Annotated in this window: 13 protein-coding genes; 9 read left to right on the top strand and 4 right to left on the bottom strand. The window is 51.2% G+C overall.

Annotated elements, in window-relative coordinates; all coding sequences use genetic code 11:
- Positions 1-31: 31 nt before the first annotated feature.
- From ACN0YR_RS02660 to ACN0YR_RS02675, 4 genes are all read left to right on the top strand, one after another.
- The gene (locus tag ACN0YR_RS02660; protein WP_417847653.1) at positions 32-997 is read left to right on the top strand and encodes a DUF1559 domain-containing protein; all 966 of its coding nucleotides are present in this window, start codon (positions 32-34) and stop codon (positions 995-997) included.
- A 79-nt stretch (positions 998-1076) separates the two neighbouring features.
- A complete protein-coding gene (locus ACN0YR_RS02665) occupies positions 1077-1562 on the top strand; it encodes a hypothetical protein (RefSeq protein WP_417847654.1) in 486 nt (161 codons plus the stop codon).
- Between the two features lie 627 nt (positions 1563-2189).
- The gene (locus ACN0YR_RS02670; RefSeq protein WP_417847655.1) at positions 2190-2369 is read left to right on the top strand and encodes a hypothetical protein; all 180 of its coding nucleotides are present in this window, start codon (positions 2190-2192) and stop codon (positions 2367-2369) included.
- A gap of 606 nt (positions 2370-2975) precedes the next feature.
- Positions 2976-3551: a c-type heme family protein gene (locus ACN0YR_RS02675; protein ID WP_417847656.1), complete on the top strand. Its 576-nt coding sequence runs from the start codon at positions 2976-2978 to the stop codon at positions 3549-3551.
- 257 nt (positions 3552-3808) lie between these two features.
- Here ACN0YR_RS02675 and ACN0YR_RS02680 read toward each other — a convergent pair whose 3' ends face one another.
- Together ACN0YR_RS02680 and ACN0YR_RS02685 are read right to left on the bottom strand one after the other, a co-directional pair.
- Positions 3809-5476: a hypothetical protein gene (locus tag ACN0YR_RS02680; protein ID WP_417847657.1), complete on the bottom strand. Its 1668-nt coding sequence runs from the start codon at positions 5474-5476 to the stop codon at positions 3809-3811.
- A 25-nt stretch (positions 5477-5501) separates the two neighbouring features.
- Entirely contained in the window at positions 5502-6296 is a 795-nt protein-coding gene (locus tag ACN0YR_RS02685) for an IclR family transcriptional regulator (RefSeq protein WP_417847658.1), read from the bottom strand.
- 291 nt (positions 6297-6587) lie between these two features.
- On the opposite strand from ACN0YR_RS02685, the gene ACN0YR_RS02690 reads away from it, so the two are divergent.
- The 5 genes from ACN0YR_RS02690 (at position 6588) to ACN0YR_RS02710 (ending at position 12478) form a co-directional block, all read left to right on the top strand.
- Entirely contained in the window at positions 6588-8090 is a 1503-nt protein-coding gene (locus tag ACN0YR_RS02690; protein ID WP_417847659.1) for a hypothetical protein, read from the top strand.
- On the top strand, positions 8090-8749 hold the full coding sequence (locus tag ACN0YR_RS02695; RefSeq protein ID WP_417847660.1) for an acyltransferase: 660 nt from the start codon (positions 8090-8092) through the stop codon (positions 8747-8749). The genes ACN0YR_RS02690 and ACN0YR_RS02695 overlap by 1 nt, the downstream gene beginning before the upstream one ends.
- 63 nt (positions 8750-8812) lie before the next feature.
- Positions 8813-10246 carry a hypothetical protein gene (locus ACN0YR_RS02700; protein WP_417847661.1) on the top strand — a complete coding sequence of 478 codons (1434 nt, stop codon included), beginning with the start codon at positions 8813-8815 and terminating at the stop codon, positions 10244-10246.
- A 44-nt stretch (positions 10247-10290) separates the two neighbouring features.
- Positions 10291-10914: a hypothetical protein gene (locus ACN0YR_RS02705; RefSeq protein ID WP_417847662.1), complete on the top strand. Its 624-nt coding sequence runs from the start codon at positions 10291-10293 to the stop codon at positions 10912-10914.
- Between the two features lie 184 nt (positions 10915-11098).
- Positions 11099-12478 (top strand): carbon-nitrogen hydrolase family protein, encoded by a 1380-nt coding sequence (locus tag ACN0YR_RS02710; RefSeq protein ID WP_417847663.1) that lies wholly within the window; start codon positions 11099-11101, stop codon positions 12476-12478.
- A 222-nt stretch (positions 12479-12700) separates the two neighbouring features.
- On the opposite strand, the gene ACN0YR_RS02715 is transcribed toward ACN0YR_RS02710, so the two are convergent.
- The gene (locus ACN0YR_RS02715) at positions 12701-14518 is read right to left on the bottom strand and encodes a hypothetical protein (protein WP_417847664.1); all 1818 of its coding nucleotides are present in this window, start codon (positions 14516-14518) and stop codon (positions 12701-12703) included.
- A gap of 264 nt (positions 14519-14782) precedes the next feature.
- The gene (locus ACN0YR_RS02720; protein WP_417847665.1) at positions 14783-16411 is read right to left on the bottom strand and encodes a serine/threonine-protein kinase; all 1629 of its coding nucleotides are present in this window, start codon (positions 16409-16411) and stop codon (positions 14783-14785) included.
- Positions 16412-16430: the final 19 nt, after the last annotated feature.

The raw sequence follows: 16430 nt of genomic DNA on the forward strand, positions 1-16430 counted from the left end.
TCAATCATTATCACATACGGAGCCAATTCTCATGGTCAGGTCTCAGGTTTCTTCACGGCGTCTATCTGGGTTCACTCTCGTCGAACTATTGGTTGTTATTGCGATCATCGGGCTATTGGTTGCCATGTTGCTTCCAGCGGTTCAGCGATCTCGCGAAGCGTCCCGGCGGACATCCTGCGCGAACAATCTTCGTCAAATCTCATTGGCAGCACTGAATTATCTGGATGCACACAGGTCATTTCCGTCGGGTTGGGTGGAAGGCCCTGTTGAGACACGTCGTTACCTGGTGAGCATTCCAGAACCGCTTATTCTCGATTCTCCCGACATTGTTGGGAAGACAGTCTGTGGTACCTTGCTGATGCGACAATGGTGGTCGTGGCCTGCACTGATGCTCTCCTATATTGAACAGGGGAACAGTGCGATTGATTTTGATCGTCCTGAAAAGCATGCTCCGTTTCATAATCGCACGCTGATTCAAACGCCGATTTCAACGTTGATCTGTCCGACAGCACCGCTTCCCGGAAGACCCTCCGGAACACCAGGATACAACAGTTATCGTGGGAATGCCGGGTACTGGCCTGATAGCAACGCTCCAACTTTCAACGGGATGTTTTATTCCAACAGCAGCCTTGATGACCGGGATGTCGTGGACGGTCTCAGCCAAACGATTCTGTTCGGCGAGACACAGTACGGGATGTATTGGTCGGATTCTCATCAAGTGGCCAGGATACGTGACGAATCTGGAGACCCCCCATTTGATCGCTTCTACCTGATGGATCTTGATAATTTCCCTAACTATCTCGACTTGCAGGGACAGGGCCTGGTAGAACCGCATACGATACTGGTTTTCTACAGCTTCGGCAGCTTTCACGAAACGGTCAACATGTCGTACGCCGATGGTTCAGTTCGTCCGATTGCCAAGAATGTGGATGGTCAAGTGATTCGTGCACTCTGTACACGAAATGGTCGAGAAGCCATTGCGGAAGTGTTAGAGTAAGTGTTCGCTATCAGCTTGAATTTCCAAATGCTATTCTGGCGCTTCTGTCTACGACTGGTGAGTTGATGAGGCGTTTCAGTTGAGCAAAAAGAAAAAGCAGAACGATCCGGACGGCGTCTCGATCACTCACGTTGTGATTGGGATCATGATCGTGATTGCCGTGATGGGCTGGGGGGCGATGGCTTCCTCTTATGTCGAGGCGCATACGGTTTTCTCATTCGATGAGTCTTCCCGCCCCCCGCGGATGACTCGAATTTCTGCGATTGGAATTTTGATCAGCGCGTTAATTCAGTTCGTAGTCACGGCGGTACAGCAACTTCCCAATCTCTTTTCCGTCATCGGCTGGCATCTCGGGAATCGAATTTGGTTACTGAGTACGATTATCGCCTTAGAGGGGGCTGCTCTTTTCTTTGGGTTCGGTCTTAAGTCGATGGAAGGCCATCTTGACGATCCTTATGCCAGGCATCGGGCTAAGCGAAAGTCAGAGAAGGGGAACACTCAGAGCAGCAGCCAACGGGACTCGCCTCAACGAAAGCGTAAGAAGAAACGTCGCCCGGGGTCGTAAAGGATTTCTGAGAAAGATGTTCCCGTTCTGTGTCGTTGCGGTGAATGGTTCATCACGTGCAAAAACATATGGTGGACAACGCAAACAGGATCGAAATCGCTTCGATGCGAACTCGCTGAGTGATGTGTGAGAGGGGTGGCGAATAAACAGTCGCGTGCTCGTTGAGCGATCAAACTGGTTATTTTCGACCAGTTGGTAATCTTCTGTTCAAACGCTTTTACTAGAGCAGTTTGCTCTACCGTGTGCCCGTGAAGAACGCGTTTCTCCAGTATAAATTCTGTTCGCCACGAGATACAGCGCAACACCAGTTCGACTGATGCTATTTCACGCGTAATTCATACAGATGTTGTCCGCTGTGCCTTAGCAGAGAGTTGGAAATCCTCTGGTGAAAAACCTCGTGACAGGTCGCAGCCTGTGAGTGAAGCAGACTCACCGTGCGGTTGGAATCGCCTGTCAGTTTTGTTTTGCAGTTTCGATTGGAACACCAGTTGCGAGACTGTTCTTTCAAGAGTCTATGAGTTGGCAGATCTGGATAGACGTCGTGATTCATTGTGAAAGAGCGGCGAAGCCTCCTGCGAATGTGGGGCTTGGTATCCAGGAAAAATTAAAAACTAACAGGAGATCATCATGCGGTTTTATAAGAAATGTTCAGCCTTTTTCGCGGCTGCTTGTTTGGCGACGAGTGTCGGTTTCCTATCCGGATGCGACACGAAAGAAAAGGTCCTCGACATCGAAACTCCGGGAGGTGAGATCGAAGTTGAACGAGATCGCACCAATGGTGATGTCGAAGTTGAAGTGAACAAGTAACATCTGGAAATGTGTCCACGATCTTTGCCGCTGGCCCGATCGCCACTGTGCGAAATCGTTGGACGTTGTTGAGTGGAAAACTCGGTCTGCAGAAGGTTTACGACCGCCGGAGACTTTCTGTCAGCCGAGTCAATTCGTTGCTTATCTGAGCGGAATTGAGGTGATCTATGCCATCAGGTCGATTGGTTTCTTTGGTTCAGTTGACAAATCGGACTCGCATGTCTAATTTAAAAACGCGATATCTCTTCTGCTTGTTTTTGGTGAATGACCAGGCACGCAGTTGCGGCTCAATTCGGTAATGCCTCTCAAGGAGTGATCCTTGTGGGCGCTTAGTCATCTGGTCATCTGCTGGGTGAGGTGTTGAGTTTTGAGCAGGCCGGGTGGTGCTGGCTAAGAGCTGAATTCGAAAACTGAAGTGCTCTTTCAGGCGATGAGAAAACCTTCGCTCTGAATGATGCTGAGAGGTACTCAAACCTCTTATTGTTCGAAGTCTTAGTGCATCACGTGGTGGGAACGTTGCACCGAAATGCCGTACTTTGAATCGAGTGCCCTAACGGCTTAGACAGCCATCTATTTGTTTTCACATCGTATTGTGGAGTAAAGATCATGAAGTATTCGCTCATTTCCGGTGGTATCCTGGCGCTTGGAATCGCAGTTGTTGCGGTTGGAGTTGCTGACGAGAAAAAGAGTGACAAGTCCGACAAAAAAACGGCGACGACAAAGTCAGACTCAGGTGAGGGAAAAGTTCCACAAGCTGCCGTGAAGCGAACCCGCGATACAGTCAAGATGCTGGACGATATCTACAAACAGACAATCGTTCTTGTGACGGATAAGTACGTTCATGATGAGGATGACTTCGCTGCAGGAAGTGCTGCTGTCGAACTCTTTCGACGAGTCAGTAAAACAGGTTTTCATGATGTCCGTCTGATCGACCTCACTGGCGACCCATACGAACCTGAGAACGTTGCAAAAAACGACTTCGAGAAAAAAGCTGCCAAGGCGATCAAGTCTGGAAAAACTTATGTTGAAGAAGTGACATACAAGGACGGAAAGCCATATCTCCAAGCCATGACAGCTGTTCCAGTTGTCATGGAAAGATGCATCATGTGCCACGCTCATTATGCTGACGCTAAAAAAGGTGAAGCAATCGGCGCTGTCAGCTACGAGTTACCGATTAAATAACCAGCTGTTTTTGGCGGAGTCTTCTGCCTTCCTTTCAAGAGCTATGAAGACTTGTCGCTTTGGTTGCCATTCATGCTCATCGTGCTTCGCGCGGTGAGCATGGCGCAATTTCGGAGAGGCCAATCGGCTTCGCTAGAGCATCTTTCGGATTGGTTTGCAGGTTCTGCCTCGTGGCGAACAGCATTTTTACTAGAGAAATGCGTTCTTCACGGGCAAGCGGTAGAGCAAACTGCTCTAAATCGTCTTGGCAAACTGCTCTAGTGTTCGACCTTCTGAGTTTCGCTTCTGATATAAAGAGCGTTGAAGCGGATGTCGGTTTTCTTTTGACCTTCGAAGGTGACTTTGAAGCGGACTCGGTTGGGGAGATTACTGAGGCTGGTTTCTTCTCCCCAGGTGATCGGAGTTTGGAATCCGTTTGTTCTGACGATTGCGGCGTGCTTGCCTGAGTATTTCGGAAGCGGGACGAGTTTGTGATCTAAGAGTTCAATCTTTAGAACCGCCTGATCACCGAGGCCGTCAGCATTGAGGTAGAACCTGGAAGATGTGTCCGACGCGATGTCGATAGACTTCGTCAGGAATTCGCTGACAGTTTTGGGCATTTGGTAATTTCCTGAGCCGGTCGTCGTGGTATCGACGCTCAAATCAGCGAATCGATCTCGCGGCACAGTCGCGATTCCGACACCGCCACGCTTGGGGGATTTCTCCCAGCCGCGCGGGTCCCAGGCACCATAGTAAACGAACGTTTGCTCACCGATATTTTCGAATCCTTGCCCTTGCAGCAATCCACCTTGATCCCAGGCTCCATCTTTGCCCCGCTTTAAGAATGTCCAGTCATGAAGCGGCTCGCGAAAGTTGACGCCGTCGTTGCTGACGACAAAGCCGAGATCAATAGTGACACCTTTCCACTCAGCTGTGCCGTGCCAGAGACCCGAAATGCCGAGTAACACATTGTTGCGATTCCAGACGCTGATTCCTTCGTGAGTTTGTTCTCCTTCGCGGCTACGTCCCGGCCCGAGCAATGTATGTTGCGGAGTTCGAACCATCGAAATGGCGCTTGCTTGACTCCAGTTCTCGAAGTCGCCCGAGATAAATTCTCTTGAAACTCGACCATGATAAGGACGCGCAGCGGCGATAGCGTTCTGTCCAGAAATACGGTACAGGCCGTCCCATTTGAACATTCCCCCAACCGGCTCGATATGCAGCGCGGGTAAGACAAGATCTTTCTCCGGGAACTCCGCATTGACGGGTGTTGTTTGTGGGAGCAGTTTCCAGTTGATTCCATCTGGGCTGACATACGGAGCAAATGCCCCCAGCCGTACGTCATTCTTCGGAAACCAGACGTGGGCTCCCATTTTGTATCGACGATCCGGGTTCGGTTCATCTGGTTCGTACAGCACTTTAACGTTGAGAGTTCCGAGGTGCGGCTTCATCAAAACCAGATTGTTGTTGCTGTCTCCTTGGATCTCGACCAGTCCGAGGTTCGGTTTTGTCCAGTGAACGCCATCGTCACTCTCTGCATAGGCGACCTTCCATGGCTCGGATCGGGGAAGCGTCTTGTCGTATCGTTCGTCACCCACCGACACGTACCACATTTTGTACTTGTCATCGACCCGAATGACGGAACCATAAAATTGAACTGCCCATGAATCAGTCGATCCATCTTCACCGCGTTGAACCACCGGGTTCGCTGCGTGTCGTTTGGCGGACCGCATTTGCAACTTGAGATTCTGAGTGAACGGTATTGAGACGTCGTCGAAAGAAAACAGCGTGACCACTTTCGTTTCGTCGAAATAGTCGTCGCTCGATTTTGCTTCCTGTGCGAATAGTTGAGAGGAAATGAGACCGCCCATAAGAAGCAGCGAACCGATCGCGGCTGACACGCTTCCTGCGAAATCGGAGGAGAGTGAAGGCATCTTTCGTGTCATGGGGTTCTCCAGATATGTATGGAATTCAGGTGCTCGAATCAGCTTGAAGCACTCCTGCAAGGCGATCGGACTTTTTCTGTTTCATCCAACCGAGGGAGCGAGAGACTTCCGCTGCATGTTTCTTGAGAAGTGAAACCAACGGTTGAGTTCTTTTCTGGTCCATGCGAAAGATTGGTCCTCCGACCATCAACGCTGCATTGACATTGCCGGTTTCGTTGAGGATCGGAACGCTGATGAGACATTTTTCTTCGTCGCGTTGTTCGTCGTACCCTTGATGTGAAATGCGATCCATCTCTTTGAGAAACTCTTTGATCGTCGGTAATCCTGCGCGGGAGCTTCGCCTGCGACTTGCGAACTTGTCCATGACTTCATCACGACCACGGAATGCCAAAATCGTTTTACCGGCAGGGTGATTCCAAGGTGCCACGCGTAGGCCAGTCCGCTCTCCAAGTCGAATGTCTTGAGATGAGACACAATCGTACAGGTAAGCGACGAGCCCTTTGCTGTAGTGTAGCGCAAAAACGGTCTCACCGGTTTTCTCGGCCAGAGCATCGACATGCGGGATGAGAGTTTCCCGGACCGGCATCCGCTCCTGCATCGACTTGCCTAATTCGAAGATGCGAAGCCCAATGTCGTAGCCTGTCTGATCCGGTGACAGTCGAACATAGTCTCGAGACCTCAGCGTTGAGAGGAGTCGCGAGACGGTACTTTTGTCCATTCCGAGTTTGCGACTGATCTCATTGACACCGATGGGGGCCGCCTCGCCCAGAAGATCGAGGACGTCCATAGCTTTGACTAATGTTCCAACGGGTTGCGACATCGATTTCGCTCTCCTAAGATGAATATATCGCAACAACAGTATCAAACTGTGCAACAGCATGACAAGTGCACGAAAAGCCAGATTGACTCATCGGGTGCTTGAGAGGAGCTTTCAGTAAGTGTGCTGAAAGAGGACATTTTGTGATCCCAGGAATATGGACGAGACAGCCCTCTAGAGCAGTTTGCTCTACCGTGTGCCCGTGAAGAAAGCATTTCTTTAGTAAAAATACTGTTCGCCACGAGGCAGAACCTGCAAACCAATTCGAAAGATGCTCTAAAGAAGTATTCTCCAATGCAAAGTGAAGCATCAAATCAGAATGGGCAAAGCTTCGGGCTACGAGCTGCCGCTTCCGAGTTCGAAATCACTCCTGATTTGGGAGCGATGACCGATCATCGCACGAAAGAGAAGGCCGTTGAAGTTGTTGGACCGCTGAAGACAACTCTGTTGCTACTTGAATCAGATGCGATCAGGGTCTGCCTGATCACCACACATTTTGGGCCGAGTACTCCGGTCAATGTGAGTGATCTCTTCCGGGAAACCATTGCTAAAGACTTGGGGCTTCCCGTTTCGCAAGTGCTGTTGATGACATCTCACAATCATTGCAGCGTTTCTTTCGCTGAGAACGGTGTATTGATGTACAACGCGTACAGCGAAAGCCCCCCGCCCGCGGAGTTGCTTCCCGTCGGAAAAGAGTTTCTCAAGTCGATGCGGGAGCATGCAAAGCGACTTCCAGAGATGCTTGAAGAAGTGAGTATCTGGTGGGGGGAAGGTCGCGAGGACCGCATCACATATAATCGTAAAGGTCTTCGTGAAGATGGCTCCTCATACTTCATTCGAGAGAAAGAAAGAGAACTTCTCGGGGATGACTTTTCAGGAGAGATTGAGACATGCGCTCCGTTGATTGTCTTGAAGAATCATCAGGATGAGCCGGTCGCTGCGTTTGCCCAATTCACCGGCCATCCGGTCACGGCCTATAATCCTGAAAAGACAATCATCTTCGGTGAGTGGCCTCAGGTCGCTTGTGATATTCTTGCAGCCAAATTGCGAAGCGAACGTTCCTCAATCCCGAACGCAGTCCCGGTCGGTTTTCTGCAAGGTTGTGCCGGAGACATCAACTCGAAGGAGATGTTCTTTGGCGGTGTGGAGCGGTCGACTGAATTTGGTGAAATGCTGGCGGAGAGCTACCTTGATGCGATGAAAAGCCTGCGTCGTTCGAAGAGTTCAGAACTTGCGTTTCAAGTAAAGACTGTGAAGGTTCCACTCGCTCCGGTCCCAGCACGAAAGTTGCTTGAGGCAGAACTCGCAGAGATGGATGATTTTATCTCGCGAGCAAAAGCTGGAGACGAAGAGATGCTGAATTGTGTGGGGCTCAATTTCCCTGAAGCATTGTCGCCAGCGTTTCGGGCAAAGATGGTCGAGCTGGTTCGGCCATGGAACATTTGGGGGATCGTTCTCCATGAGACTGGTTCAACGGAGACTGTTGAAAAGAATCTGGAGATGGAGATCGCTGTGCTCCGTATTGGTGATGTCGGGATCGTGGGGATGCCGTGCGAACCGTTTCACGGAGTGGGAACACAGATACGCGAGAACTCTCCGTTACCGCTGACGATTCCGTGTGGCTACATGAACGTTTCGCATGGCTACATTCCCGATTCGGAAAACATTGGAGGTCAGGAGTATATGAGTTCACATCATCGCTATACACGATTTCGCCCTCCCCTTGAGAAACCTGCTGGCGATGTTTTGGCGCAGGAGGCGATTCAGATTCTGAACCAATTTGTCGAGGTGAAATAATGTCTGAGGAGGCTTACTTTGAGATCGGGAGCAACGCTCAAGTCGACCCGGATGTGACATTGGGATATCGATACCCGGGAGACTTCGCTCCGCTAAGGATCGGCGATGATGCGGTGATTCGCTCAGGGAGTATCCTCTATACAAGCTCGGTGATCGGGAATCGTTTTCAATGTGGGCATCAAGTGTTAATCCGGGCTGAGGTCACGATTGGTGATCGTTGTGTTGTGCATCACAAGTGTACTTTGGAAGGTCGCCTGCGGATTGGAAATGGTGTCAAGATCATGGCACATGTCTATTTGCCAAGCACGACGACCATCGGGAACATGGTGTTCATCGGACCGGGGACGTCATTCATGAACGACAAATATCCGATGCGAAGAGCGGCACCTGTGGAAGGGCCGACGATCGAAGATCATGTGAGCATCGGCGGTGGAGTGACCGTTTGCCCCGGTGTCACAATCGGACGCAACTCGGTGATTGGTGCTGGCTCAGTTGTCAATAAGGATGTTCCTCCTGACAGACTCGCTTACGGAGTTCCAGCCCGTCACTACCCATTACCAGAAGAAATTTCGCACGGGAATCTTCCGGAGCTTCTGCTTCCGCAGACCGATTTGTGGGGAGCCCAAAGTGACGACACATGGCGGGGTGAAGAGTTGTGAACTGTTGGGACATATTTTGTAGCGAATCGCAAAACTTACTTTCTTGAATGAGGCGGACTCGGCATGAATCGATTCTTAATTCTAGGGGCTTTACTTAGCTTGCATTTTCAAACAGTCCTCCCCTGCAAGGCTGAGGAAGTGATAGAGATTGGCTCGCGGCGCGAATTGTTTGTCGATCGATTCTTGATTGAAAAGCTGGACGGGTCCGAACTGAAATTGCATCATCCTGTCAAAACGCCTCGTCCCAAGTCGCCACTCCCGGAGCGTCACATGGTGACCATCATCAAGGATGGAGACCTGTTGCGGGCATACTATCGGAGTTCCGATCCCAGTTATAAAGGTGAATTCCATACCGGACATCCGGGCGAAACTGTTCACTATGCGGAAAGTCGCGACGGTCACGAATGGACGTTTCCGAATCTTGGGCTTTGCGAGTTTGACGGTTCAAAAGAGAACAACGCGATACTTGTTCGACAGCCACCTTTCTTGACGAACTTTATGCCCTTCCTCGATTCTCGAAAGGGAGTCGGTCCGGACGAGCGATTCAAGGCACTGGCAGGCTATCCCGGACCGGGAAACAAAATGGGGACGACAAAACCGGGGCGAGGTCTGTTTGCGTGGGTCTCTGCAGATGGGATTCACTGGACAAAGAAATCGGAAGTGATTCCCTATCAACCCGAATGGCGACATGCCTTCGATTCTCCGAACGTCTCCTTCTGGTCAGAAGCTGAACAGAAGTACGTCTGCTATTTCAGAACCTGGACCAATCCCGAGCGGCTCAGAAGCATTGGCAGAACGGTGTCGTCCGATTTTGAAACCTGGAGCAAGCCGGTCGAGATGGCTCCGAATCTTCCCGGTGAACACCTCTATACAAACGGAACGCAAGCGTATTTTCGCGCCCCTCACATCTATGTTGCTTTCCCAACGCGATTTGTTCCGGGGCGCGGAGACGCTCCCGGATACGACACCAAAGATGTCAACGCGACTGACATTCTGTTTATGTCGTCTCGTGCAGGCACAGACAGATACAATCGGCTGTTTACTCACGCATTTATTCGACCGGGGCTGGACCCTGCTCGTTGGCGGAACCGGTCAAACTATGTTGCACTCAATGTGGTTCCCACCAGCCCGACTGAAATGTCGATCTATCATCGTAGTGGTGATCGCTACACATTGCGGACCGATGGATTTGTCTCGGTGAATGCAACGTCGAAGAAAGGGTTGCTTCTGACCAAGCCGATTCAGTTTCAAGGTGAAGAGCTTGGTTTGAACCTGAGCACAAGTGCTGTCGGAGGAGTTCGCGTCGAGGTTCAAGACCTCGATGGGAGACCGTTTGAGGGTTTCACCCTCGATGATTGCCAGCCGGTTTTCGGGGATTCAATAGACCTCAAGGTGAAGTGGCGAAAAGATGCCGATCTCTCAAAGCTGGCTGGCAAGCCTGTTCGATTGAAGTTTGAGCTCGTAGAATGTGACTTGTATTCATTCCGGTTCGAGTAATGACGACGCTCCGCCCGACACCTGAAGTGTGCGGTTAAAATGCCATGTCGCAATTTCTGAAAAACGAAAAGACTGTCCTCGGCTTTACCGCTCTGTATATCGCGCCGGCTCTCTGGACATCGTTGTCTGGCGGGAAGATGGAATTTGTGATGTACGTGGCGGTGATGGGAATTCTCCTTGTTCCCGTTTTGATTTTGCATCGTCGAGTTTCACTGCATCCGGCTGCGTTGTGGGGGCTTTCTCTGTGGGGACTGGCTCACATGTGCGGCGGCTTGGTGGAAGTCCCGTCCAGCTGGCCGACAGCTGGGGATTCCCGTGTTCTTTACAATTGGTGGATCATTCCTGAGAGATTCAAGTTTGATCAGGCTGTCCACGCATACGGGTTTGGTTTGACAACCTGGATCTGCTGGCAGGCATTGCATTGGACCTTTCACGCCAACGGGGCCAACATTCGCCCGACGTTTGGTTTGTTGACGTTGTGTGTCGCAGCGGGGATGGGGTTCGGTGCGTTGAATGAGGTAATTGAATTTGTCGCTACGCTGACTGTCCCAGAGACAAACGTTGGCGGGTACATCAACACCGGTTGGGATCTTGTCTCGAATCTTGTGGGAAGTTTGCTTGCAGCGTTCCTGATTGCCATCTTCGCTCGTGATGCTTCGACGCGTTGAACTGTCCAGGTTCTCGACTGCACTCTCGACGACACAATGTAGTATGAGTTTTGTGTTCTTCTCAGGCTCCGATGAAGAACCCTTCGTGGGATTACGGTTTCCATTTCTCTGTGGAAATGTCATAGTTTTGTAGCTGGATGATCAAACATCACAAACATTATCTTTATCTGAATGGTGGTCTGCCATGCGTTTGCAACTTACGTTGAATCTCTCTTTTGCCTTGATCGTTCTCGCTGGGGCATTTACCCATGCAGGTGAGACTGGGGGTGAGGTTGACACCGCTGGCTGGAAAGCAGTTTCACCGCGTGATGAAATTCGTCCGGAATTTTCTTATGAGGAAGCAGCCGGTCGGAATGGAGAGTTTGGCCTGTCGGTTTCCGCAGATGACCGCAAGGGCTTGATGGGGCATTGGGAGAAGTCGTTTCCAGTGGAAGGTGGCAAGCACTATCGTTTTTCTGTCTGGAAGAAGACCACCGGTGTTGATCTTGAACGCCGTGCTGTGATTGTGCGGATCAATTGGCTGAAAGAAAACGGTCAGCGAGTGGTTCGAGACGATCCATCTTTTGCATCGTATCGACCTGGTGAAAGACCGCGCGCGGAGCCGGAGTTCCCTGCGGATGGGATCACCAAGGATGGTTGGACTGAAGTCGCTGCTGTTTATCGTGTCCCGTCTGAAGCAACTCAGGCTGTTGTGGAACTTCAATACCGTTGGGGCACACCGAATTCGAAAGTGACCTGGAGTAGCGTAAAGCTTGCGCCGACTGAGCCTCCCGCACCACGTAAAGTTCGATTGGCAACGGTCCACTACCGGCCTCGTGCCGGGACAACTGCCAAAGAGAAGCGAGAGCAGTTTGCTCCCTTGATTGAAGATGCTGCGAAGCAGAAGGCGGATCTGGTTGTCCTTCCAGAGACACTCACAGTTTACGGATCAGGAAAGACGTACGCTGAGTGTGCGGAAACAATTCCGGGGCCATCGAGTGAATACTTTGGGCAGCTGGCGAAAAAGCACGATATGTACATTGTCGCTGGACTTCTCGAACGAGACGAACACTTGGTGTACAACGTCGCTGTCCTTCTCGGTCCCGATGGAGAGATCGCCGGAAAGTATCGCAAGGTGACTCTGCCACGAGGAGAAATCGAAGGCGGCATTATGCCGGGGAATGAGTACCCCGTTTTCGATACGCGATTTGGCAAGGTTGGGATGATGATCTGCTACGACGGTTTCTTTCCGGAAGTCGCTCGAGAACTTAGCAATCGTGGAGCTGAAGTGATTGCCTGGCCTGTGTGGGGATGCAATCCCATGCTCGGCAGTGCTCGTGCCTGTGAAAATCACACTTATGTGATCAGCAGCACCTACACCGACACTTCTTCAGACTGGATGATTTCAGCAGTTTATGGGCACGACGGCAAACCGCTTGCCCAAGCCAAAGAATGGGGAACCGTAGCTGTCACCGAAGTTGATCTCAACAAGCCGCTCTACTGGCAAAGTCTGGGAGACTTCAAAGCTCAGATTCAGCGCCACCGTCCTGAACTTCCCGGAGAAATCGTCAAGAGTGAAAAGTGATCTGGTTCGCATGAACCGTTGATCTCCGCACTTTGAGCTCTCTCGTTTTCAGTGACAGTAGGTCTTGCTATGGGGCTGACTGTCAGAGTGAGAGTGCGTTACGCACCAGTGAAGGTGCGCTGTTGCACAAATTGAATGGCTGCGAGCAGGCTCAAAGATCGTGAAAGCGATGTTTGCGGTTGCGTCAAACATCATTGGCGATGCTTTGTACTCCACTGCGTGTCAGGCCGCCTTTGAGATTTTCAGTTGAGGTCGATCCTCATTCTCTTGGTCGGTTTCTTCTGTCGCCTCTGAAGCTGCCTGCTTCGGTGGTTTACTCATTTTCAAACCAATCAAGGTTGAGAGAGTCGCGAGGATAAATGCGATCGCTCCCCATTTGAGGTTCTTAACTGGTGAGCTGACAACCTCTTTCTTTGTTGAACTGATTGGAGAAACTGAGGCAGGGGCTTTGAACTCGACGTCGAAAGGGTTTTCGAGATCAATCGTTGCCGCCGATGTAGCAGCGATGTTTTCCGTACTGACACGCTGCCTGCTTTGTGTTTCGACAAAGTGTTTAGTCTCGCTTGTGACGCTTTGAACCTGCTGCGGCATCGGTCGTGAGGCCACTGTCGCTGTGGTCACTGTCGCTGTGGCAGAGGAAGTTCCAGTGCCAGTGGATGTGGCAAGGGCGCTTGCGTTCGGCTCTGTCTCTGGCAAGGACTTAAGCTCTTGTTGGTCAGTCTGGACTTTCGTCCCAACGAGCTGTTGGACAAGTTGTTGCGAGGAAGAGCTTTGGTTGTCGTGATGAGCAGAGACAACTTTGTTGTCTGTAGAGTCCATTTGCGTTGGTGGTGCAGGTGAACTCTCTGCTGTTTTCTTGGTTTCCATTTGTGGGGAAGGTTGCCAGTTCAGATAGGCTGGCGAAGTCGTGAAAGCCTGGTCATGACGAACCGGCTGTCGTTGCTGCCGTGGTTGAATGATTGGGAGCTCAGCTTCTTTGCGAGGCTTCTGGTTTGGAGAGCTCTGCGTGTTCGCTCCCCAGATCATTGCGGCAATTTCTTGCGCAATTGTATCGGGGTTGGCCTCATTCGGTCCAAGCTTTAATCCGTTTTGGGTCACAATGTTCTGGGCAAGCAGAGCGCTTCGGTATGCAGCATGCAATTCACCACGAGCATGCTGATCCTTTGCTTGCAGAATGAGCGACTTCATCCGCTTAATCTGCTCCACATTTTCATCTTGCGGGACTTCCTGTGGTTGTTCGAGAGCTTGCACTTGTTCGGAAGGTTGAGCGATCCTGGATTTCTCAGTCTGGCTTGGAGTCCGCTTTTCGTCCAGGCTTTTCCATTGCCCGAAAGTGGCAGTTGTTCCAGATGGAGGAAACTCTGCTCTTTGTTCGGTTGAGGAATATGCTGGGCCAGACGCAACAAGCATCGGAAGAGACTTCGCAATTCGCCCGTTTTCCGTTTTGGGTGATGCCAAGGCTGGTTTGGGTTCTGCTGTAGCGGCTGGAGCTGGTCTGTGGGCTGCAAACGGGTTCGTGACGCTCTGATTTTCCGGCGTGATTTGGGCTTTCGCCGGGAATGGTTTTGCGACGGGAGAAGAGTCTTGCACAGACTCTCTTTCTAGAGACGATTGTGCCTCGGGATTGTTTGAGTGCCTTGTGAGCACAATTTTCTCATCCGAGTCGTTCTCTGCGACTTCAGCTTCCTGGTTTCTTTTTAATTGCAAGAACGGGTCCTCAGACGGAAACTGTCCTGCATTTTCTTTTAGAAGTTTGGCGAGCGGATTCTGCCGCGCAAGCGGACTGGTTCCCGGAAGGAAGACCTTCCCCGCGGGTTCCTGAGATTCTCGTTCGTTAACATCTTTTGGCGTTTGATTTCGCGCTGCGATAGATCTTTCAGCGCGAATGGCAGACTCCGAAGCCTGCTTGGAAAGGTCTGTACTGACCTCACGAGCTGAGCCGCGAGCGCAACCAATTGTCGTCGATAAGCTGGACGCACAAGCAGCAGCGACGGCGATACACATCGCGCTACGCTGCCAGCGGGTTTGATAAGTGCGCATCACGTTCCCCCTTGTTTGTGATGTGCTAAGAAAGCATCTCTTCTATCGGCATTGAGGAGAAGACTGCATGAGACGATTTGTACAAAATTGCCGATGATGCAGGCTGGAGCAGTCGAATGCCTCGGTTGGGGTTGCAATCATTTTTGTGAACGAACCTGTCACAGTAAGCAAAGTCGCTTCAAGGCAAAAATGGCGGAGGCGAAGCTTTGTGCGACCTGGCGCGAGGATTGTCTTGCAGTTCGGGACTGAGCTTGCCTTGCAAAGTTACGAGTTCGATTTTTTGATGAGGTGAAATTTCAGGCCCGGAATGAAAAATGTCGCTGCGGAGACGGTTCCGAAGATTCTCAGCGAATACTCAGGGAAGAGCGACATGGGGATCGCTGTCAGGAAGAGGATGATTGCGTAGACGTAAAATTCTCCTGAGAGGATTCCTGCTTTCACCACAAAGACGGCAGCAGCAATGAGTGCAAGGACGGGTGAAAGGGTCAGAACTGGAAGGTTTAACAATGCTTCGACAGCAAACAGTCCTGTTGAGCAGGTCATGCTCGCTGCCCAAACGTGTGCAATTTGCCGTTCCACAAATGTGACCGGGCCGGATCGACGGCGGAGGTTCCAGAAAATTAATGCCCATGTTCCAAGGCCAACTGTCCACAGTCCCACATAAGGAAGCCGAGATGTGACACCTTGGTGTTTAAGAGTGTCCGTCGTCACGCACAGAATCAGAAGTACGAATGCATGCCACATCCAGAGCAGTCCCCAGTTTTCGAGAACGTTGATGTGATGTGTGGGGCGAAATACCCGGCTCAGGACTTGAGTGAACTGTGATGACCGGGCTGCGACAGGTTCGTGATTTAGATAGGCCTCGAGATCGTCAGCCAATGCGTCGGCGCTGATGTATCGTAAATCTGCCGGTTTCTGCATCGCCTTGAGAATGATCATCTCCAGGTCCGAGTCAATTTGCGGATTCAGCAGACGGGGTGGCGGAGGTTCCTGTTCGAGGATCATCATCAGAGTGTCGACCGGGGAGGCCGCTTGGAATGGAGGTCGCCCGGTCATGCAGGCGTACAAGATCGCTCCCAGGCTGTAGACGTCAGTGTTTTGAGTCACCTCGCCTCGCTTGCCAGCAGCTTGCTCAGGAGCCATGTATCCGGGGGTTCCCAGAATCGCTCCACTTTCTGTCAATGATGACTCTGGGCTTCCTGTGGAGGCGACACGTTTGGCTAAGCCGAAATCAGAGACAAAAGGGTGGTTTGTCCGATCGATCAGTATGTTAGATGGCTTCAGGTCTCGATGTAGAACTCCCTTACGGTGCGCGTAGGCCACCGCTCTGCAGACCGGGATCATCAGCTTCGCAGCTTCGATGTTTGTGAGTGGCCTTTGAGCAATCCGCTTGGCGAGAGTTGTCCCCTCGATGTAGGGCATGCTGAAAAATGGTCTCTGTGACGAGTCTCCGATCTCGAAGACTGAAACAATGTGTGGGTGATCCATTCCCCCGGCCGATTCCGCCTCACTTTGAAATCGGATCTGGTTGATGGGAGTGGCGTGGGTTTCACTTAAGAGCATTTTGATGGCAACGATTCGATTCAGTGATAGTTGCCGGGCTCGAAAGACAACTCCCATTCCCCCGCGACCGACTTCTTCGAATATTTCGTAGCCGGGGATGGTTGGCGTGCCGGCTGAGGTTGTACGAACAGCGTCTTCCGGTTCTGCGGAAAATGAGGAGAGGTTCAGATTTTCGACAAGTGCCATCGTTGCCCATAGCTGACGGACTTCATTTTCAATTTCTGGATGGCCCCTCAGTTTTTCGTCAAGACTGAGTTTTTTCCCTGCGTGAGCCTCCTCAAGGAGCTCTTCCAGGATCTTTACAATTTGTTCGTCTTGTTCGTGTGGCATCAACGGATTGTAATCTATG

The sequence above is a fragment of the Thalassoglobus sp. genome, from assembly GCF_048270125.1.
In the GTDB taxonomy this organism is placed as follows: domain Bacteria; phylum Planctomycetota; class Planctomycetia; order Planctomycetales; family Planctomycetaceae; genus Thalassoglobus.

Coding starts and splice junctions, on each gene's coding strand:
- ACN0YR_RS02660 (WP_417847653.1), top strand. CDS start 32: ATGGTCAGGTCTCAGGTTTCTTCACGGCGTCTATCTGGGTTCACTCTC.
- ACN0YR_RS02670 (WP_417847655.1), top strand. CDS start 2,190: ATGCGGTTTTATAAGAAATGTTCAGCCTTTTTCGCGGCTGCTTGTTTG.
- ACN0YR_RS02675 (WP_417847656.1), top strand. CDS start 2,976: ATGAAGTATTCGCTCATTTCCGGTGGTATCCTGGCGCTTGGAATCGCA.
- ACN0YR_RS02680 (WP_417847657.1), bottom strand. CDS start 5,476: ATGACACGAAAGATGCCTTCACTCTCCTCCGATTTCGCAGGAAGCGTG.
- ACN0YR_RS02685 (WP_417847658.1), bottom strand. CDS start 6,296: ATGTCGCAACCCGTTGGAACATTAGTCAAAGCTATGGACGTCCTCGAT.
- ACN0YR_RS02690 (WP_417847659.1), top strand. CDS start 6,588: ATGCAAAGTGAAGCATCAAATCAGAATGGGCAAAGCTTCGGGCTACGA.
- ACN0YR_RS02695 (WP_417847660.1), top strand. CDS start 8,090: ATGTCTGAGGAGGCTTACTTTGAGATCGGGAGCAACGCTCAAGTCGAC.
- ACN0YR_RS02700 (WP_417847661.1), top strand. CDS start 8,813: ATGAATCGATTCTTAATTCTAGGGGCTTTACTTAGCTTGCATTTTCAA.
- ACN0YR_RS02705 (WP_417847662.1), top strand. CDS start 10,291: ATGTCGCAATTTCTGAAAAACGAAAAGACTGTCCTCGGCTTTACCGCT.
- ACN0YR_RS02710 (WP_417847663.1), top strand. CDS start 11,099: ATGCGTTTGCAACTTACGTTGAATCTCTCTTTTGCCTTGATCGTTCTC.
- ACN0YR_RS02715 (WP_417847664.1), bottom strand. CDS start 14,518: ATGCGCACTTATCAAACCCGCTGGCAGCGTAGCGCGATGTGTATCGCC.
- ACN0YR_RS02720 (WP_417847665.1), bottom strand. CDS start 16,411: ATGCCACACGAACAAGACGAACAAATTGTAAAGATCCTGGAAGAGCTC.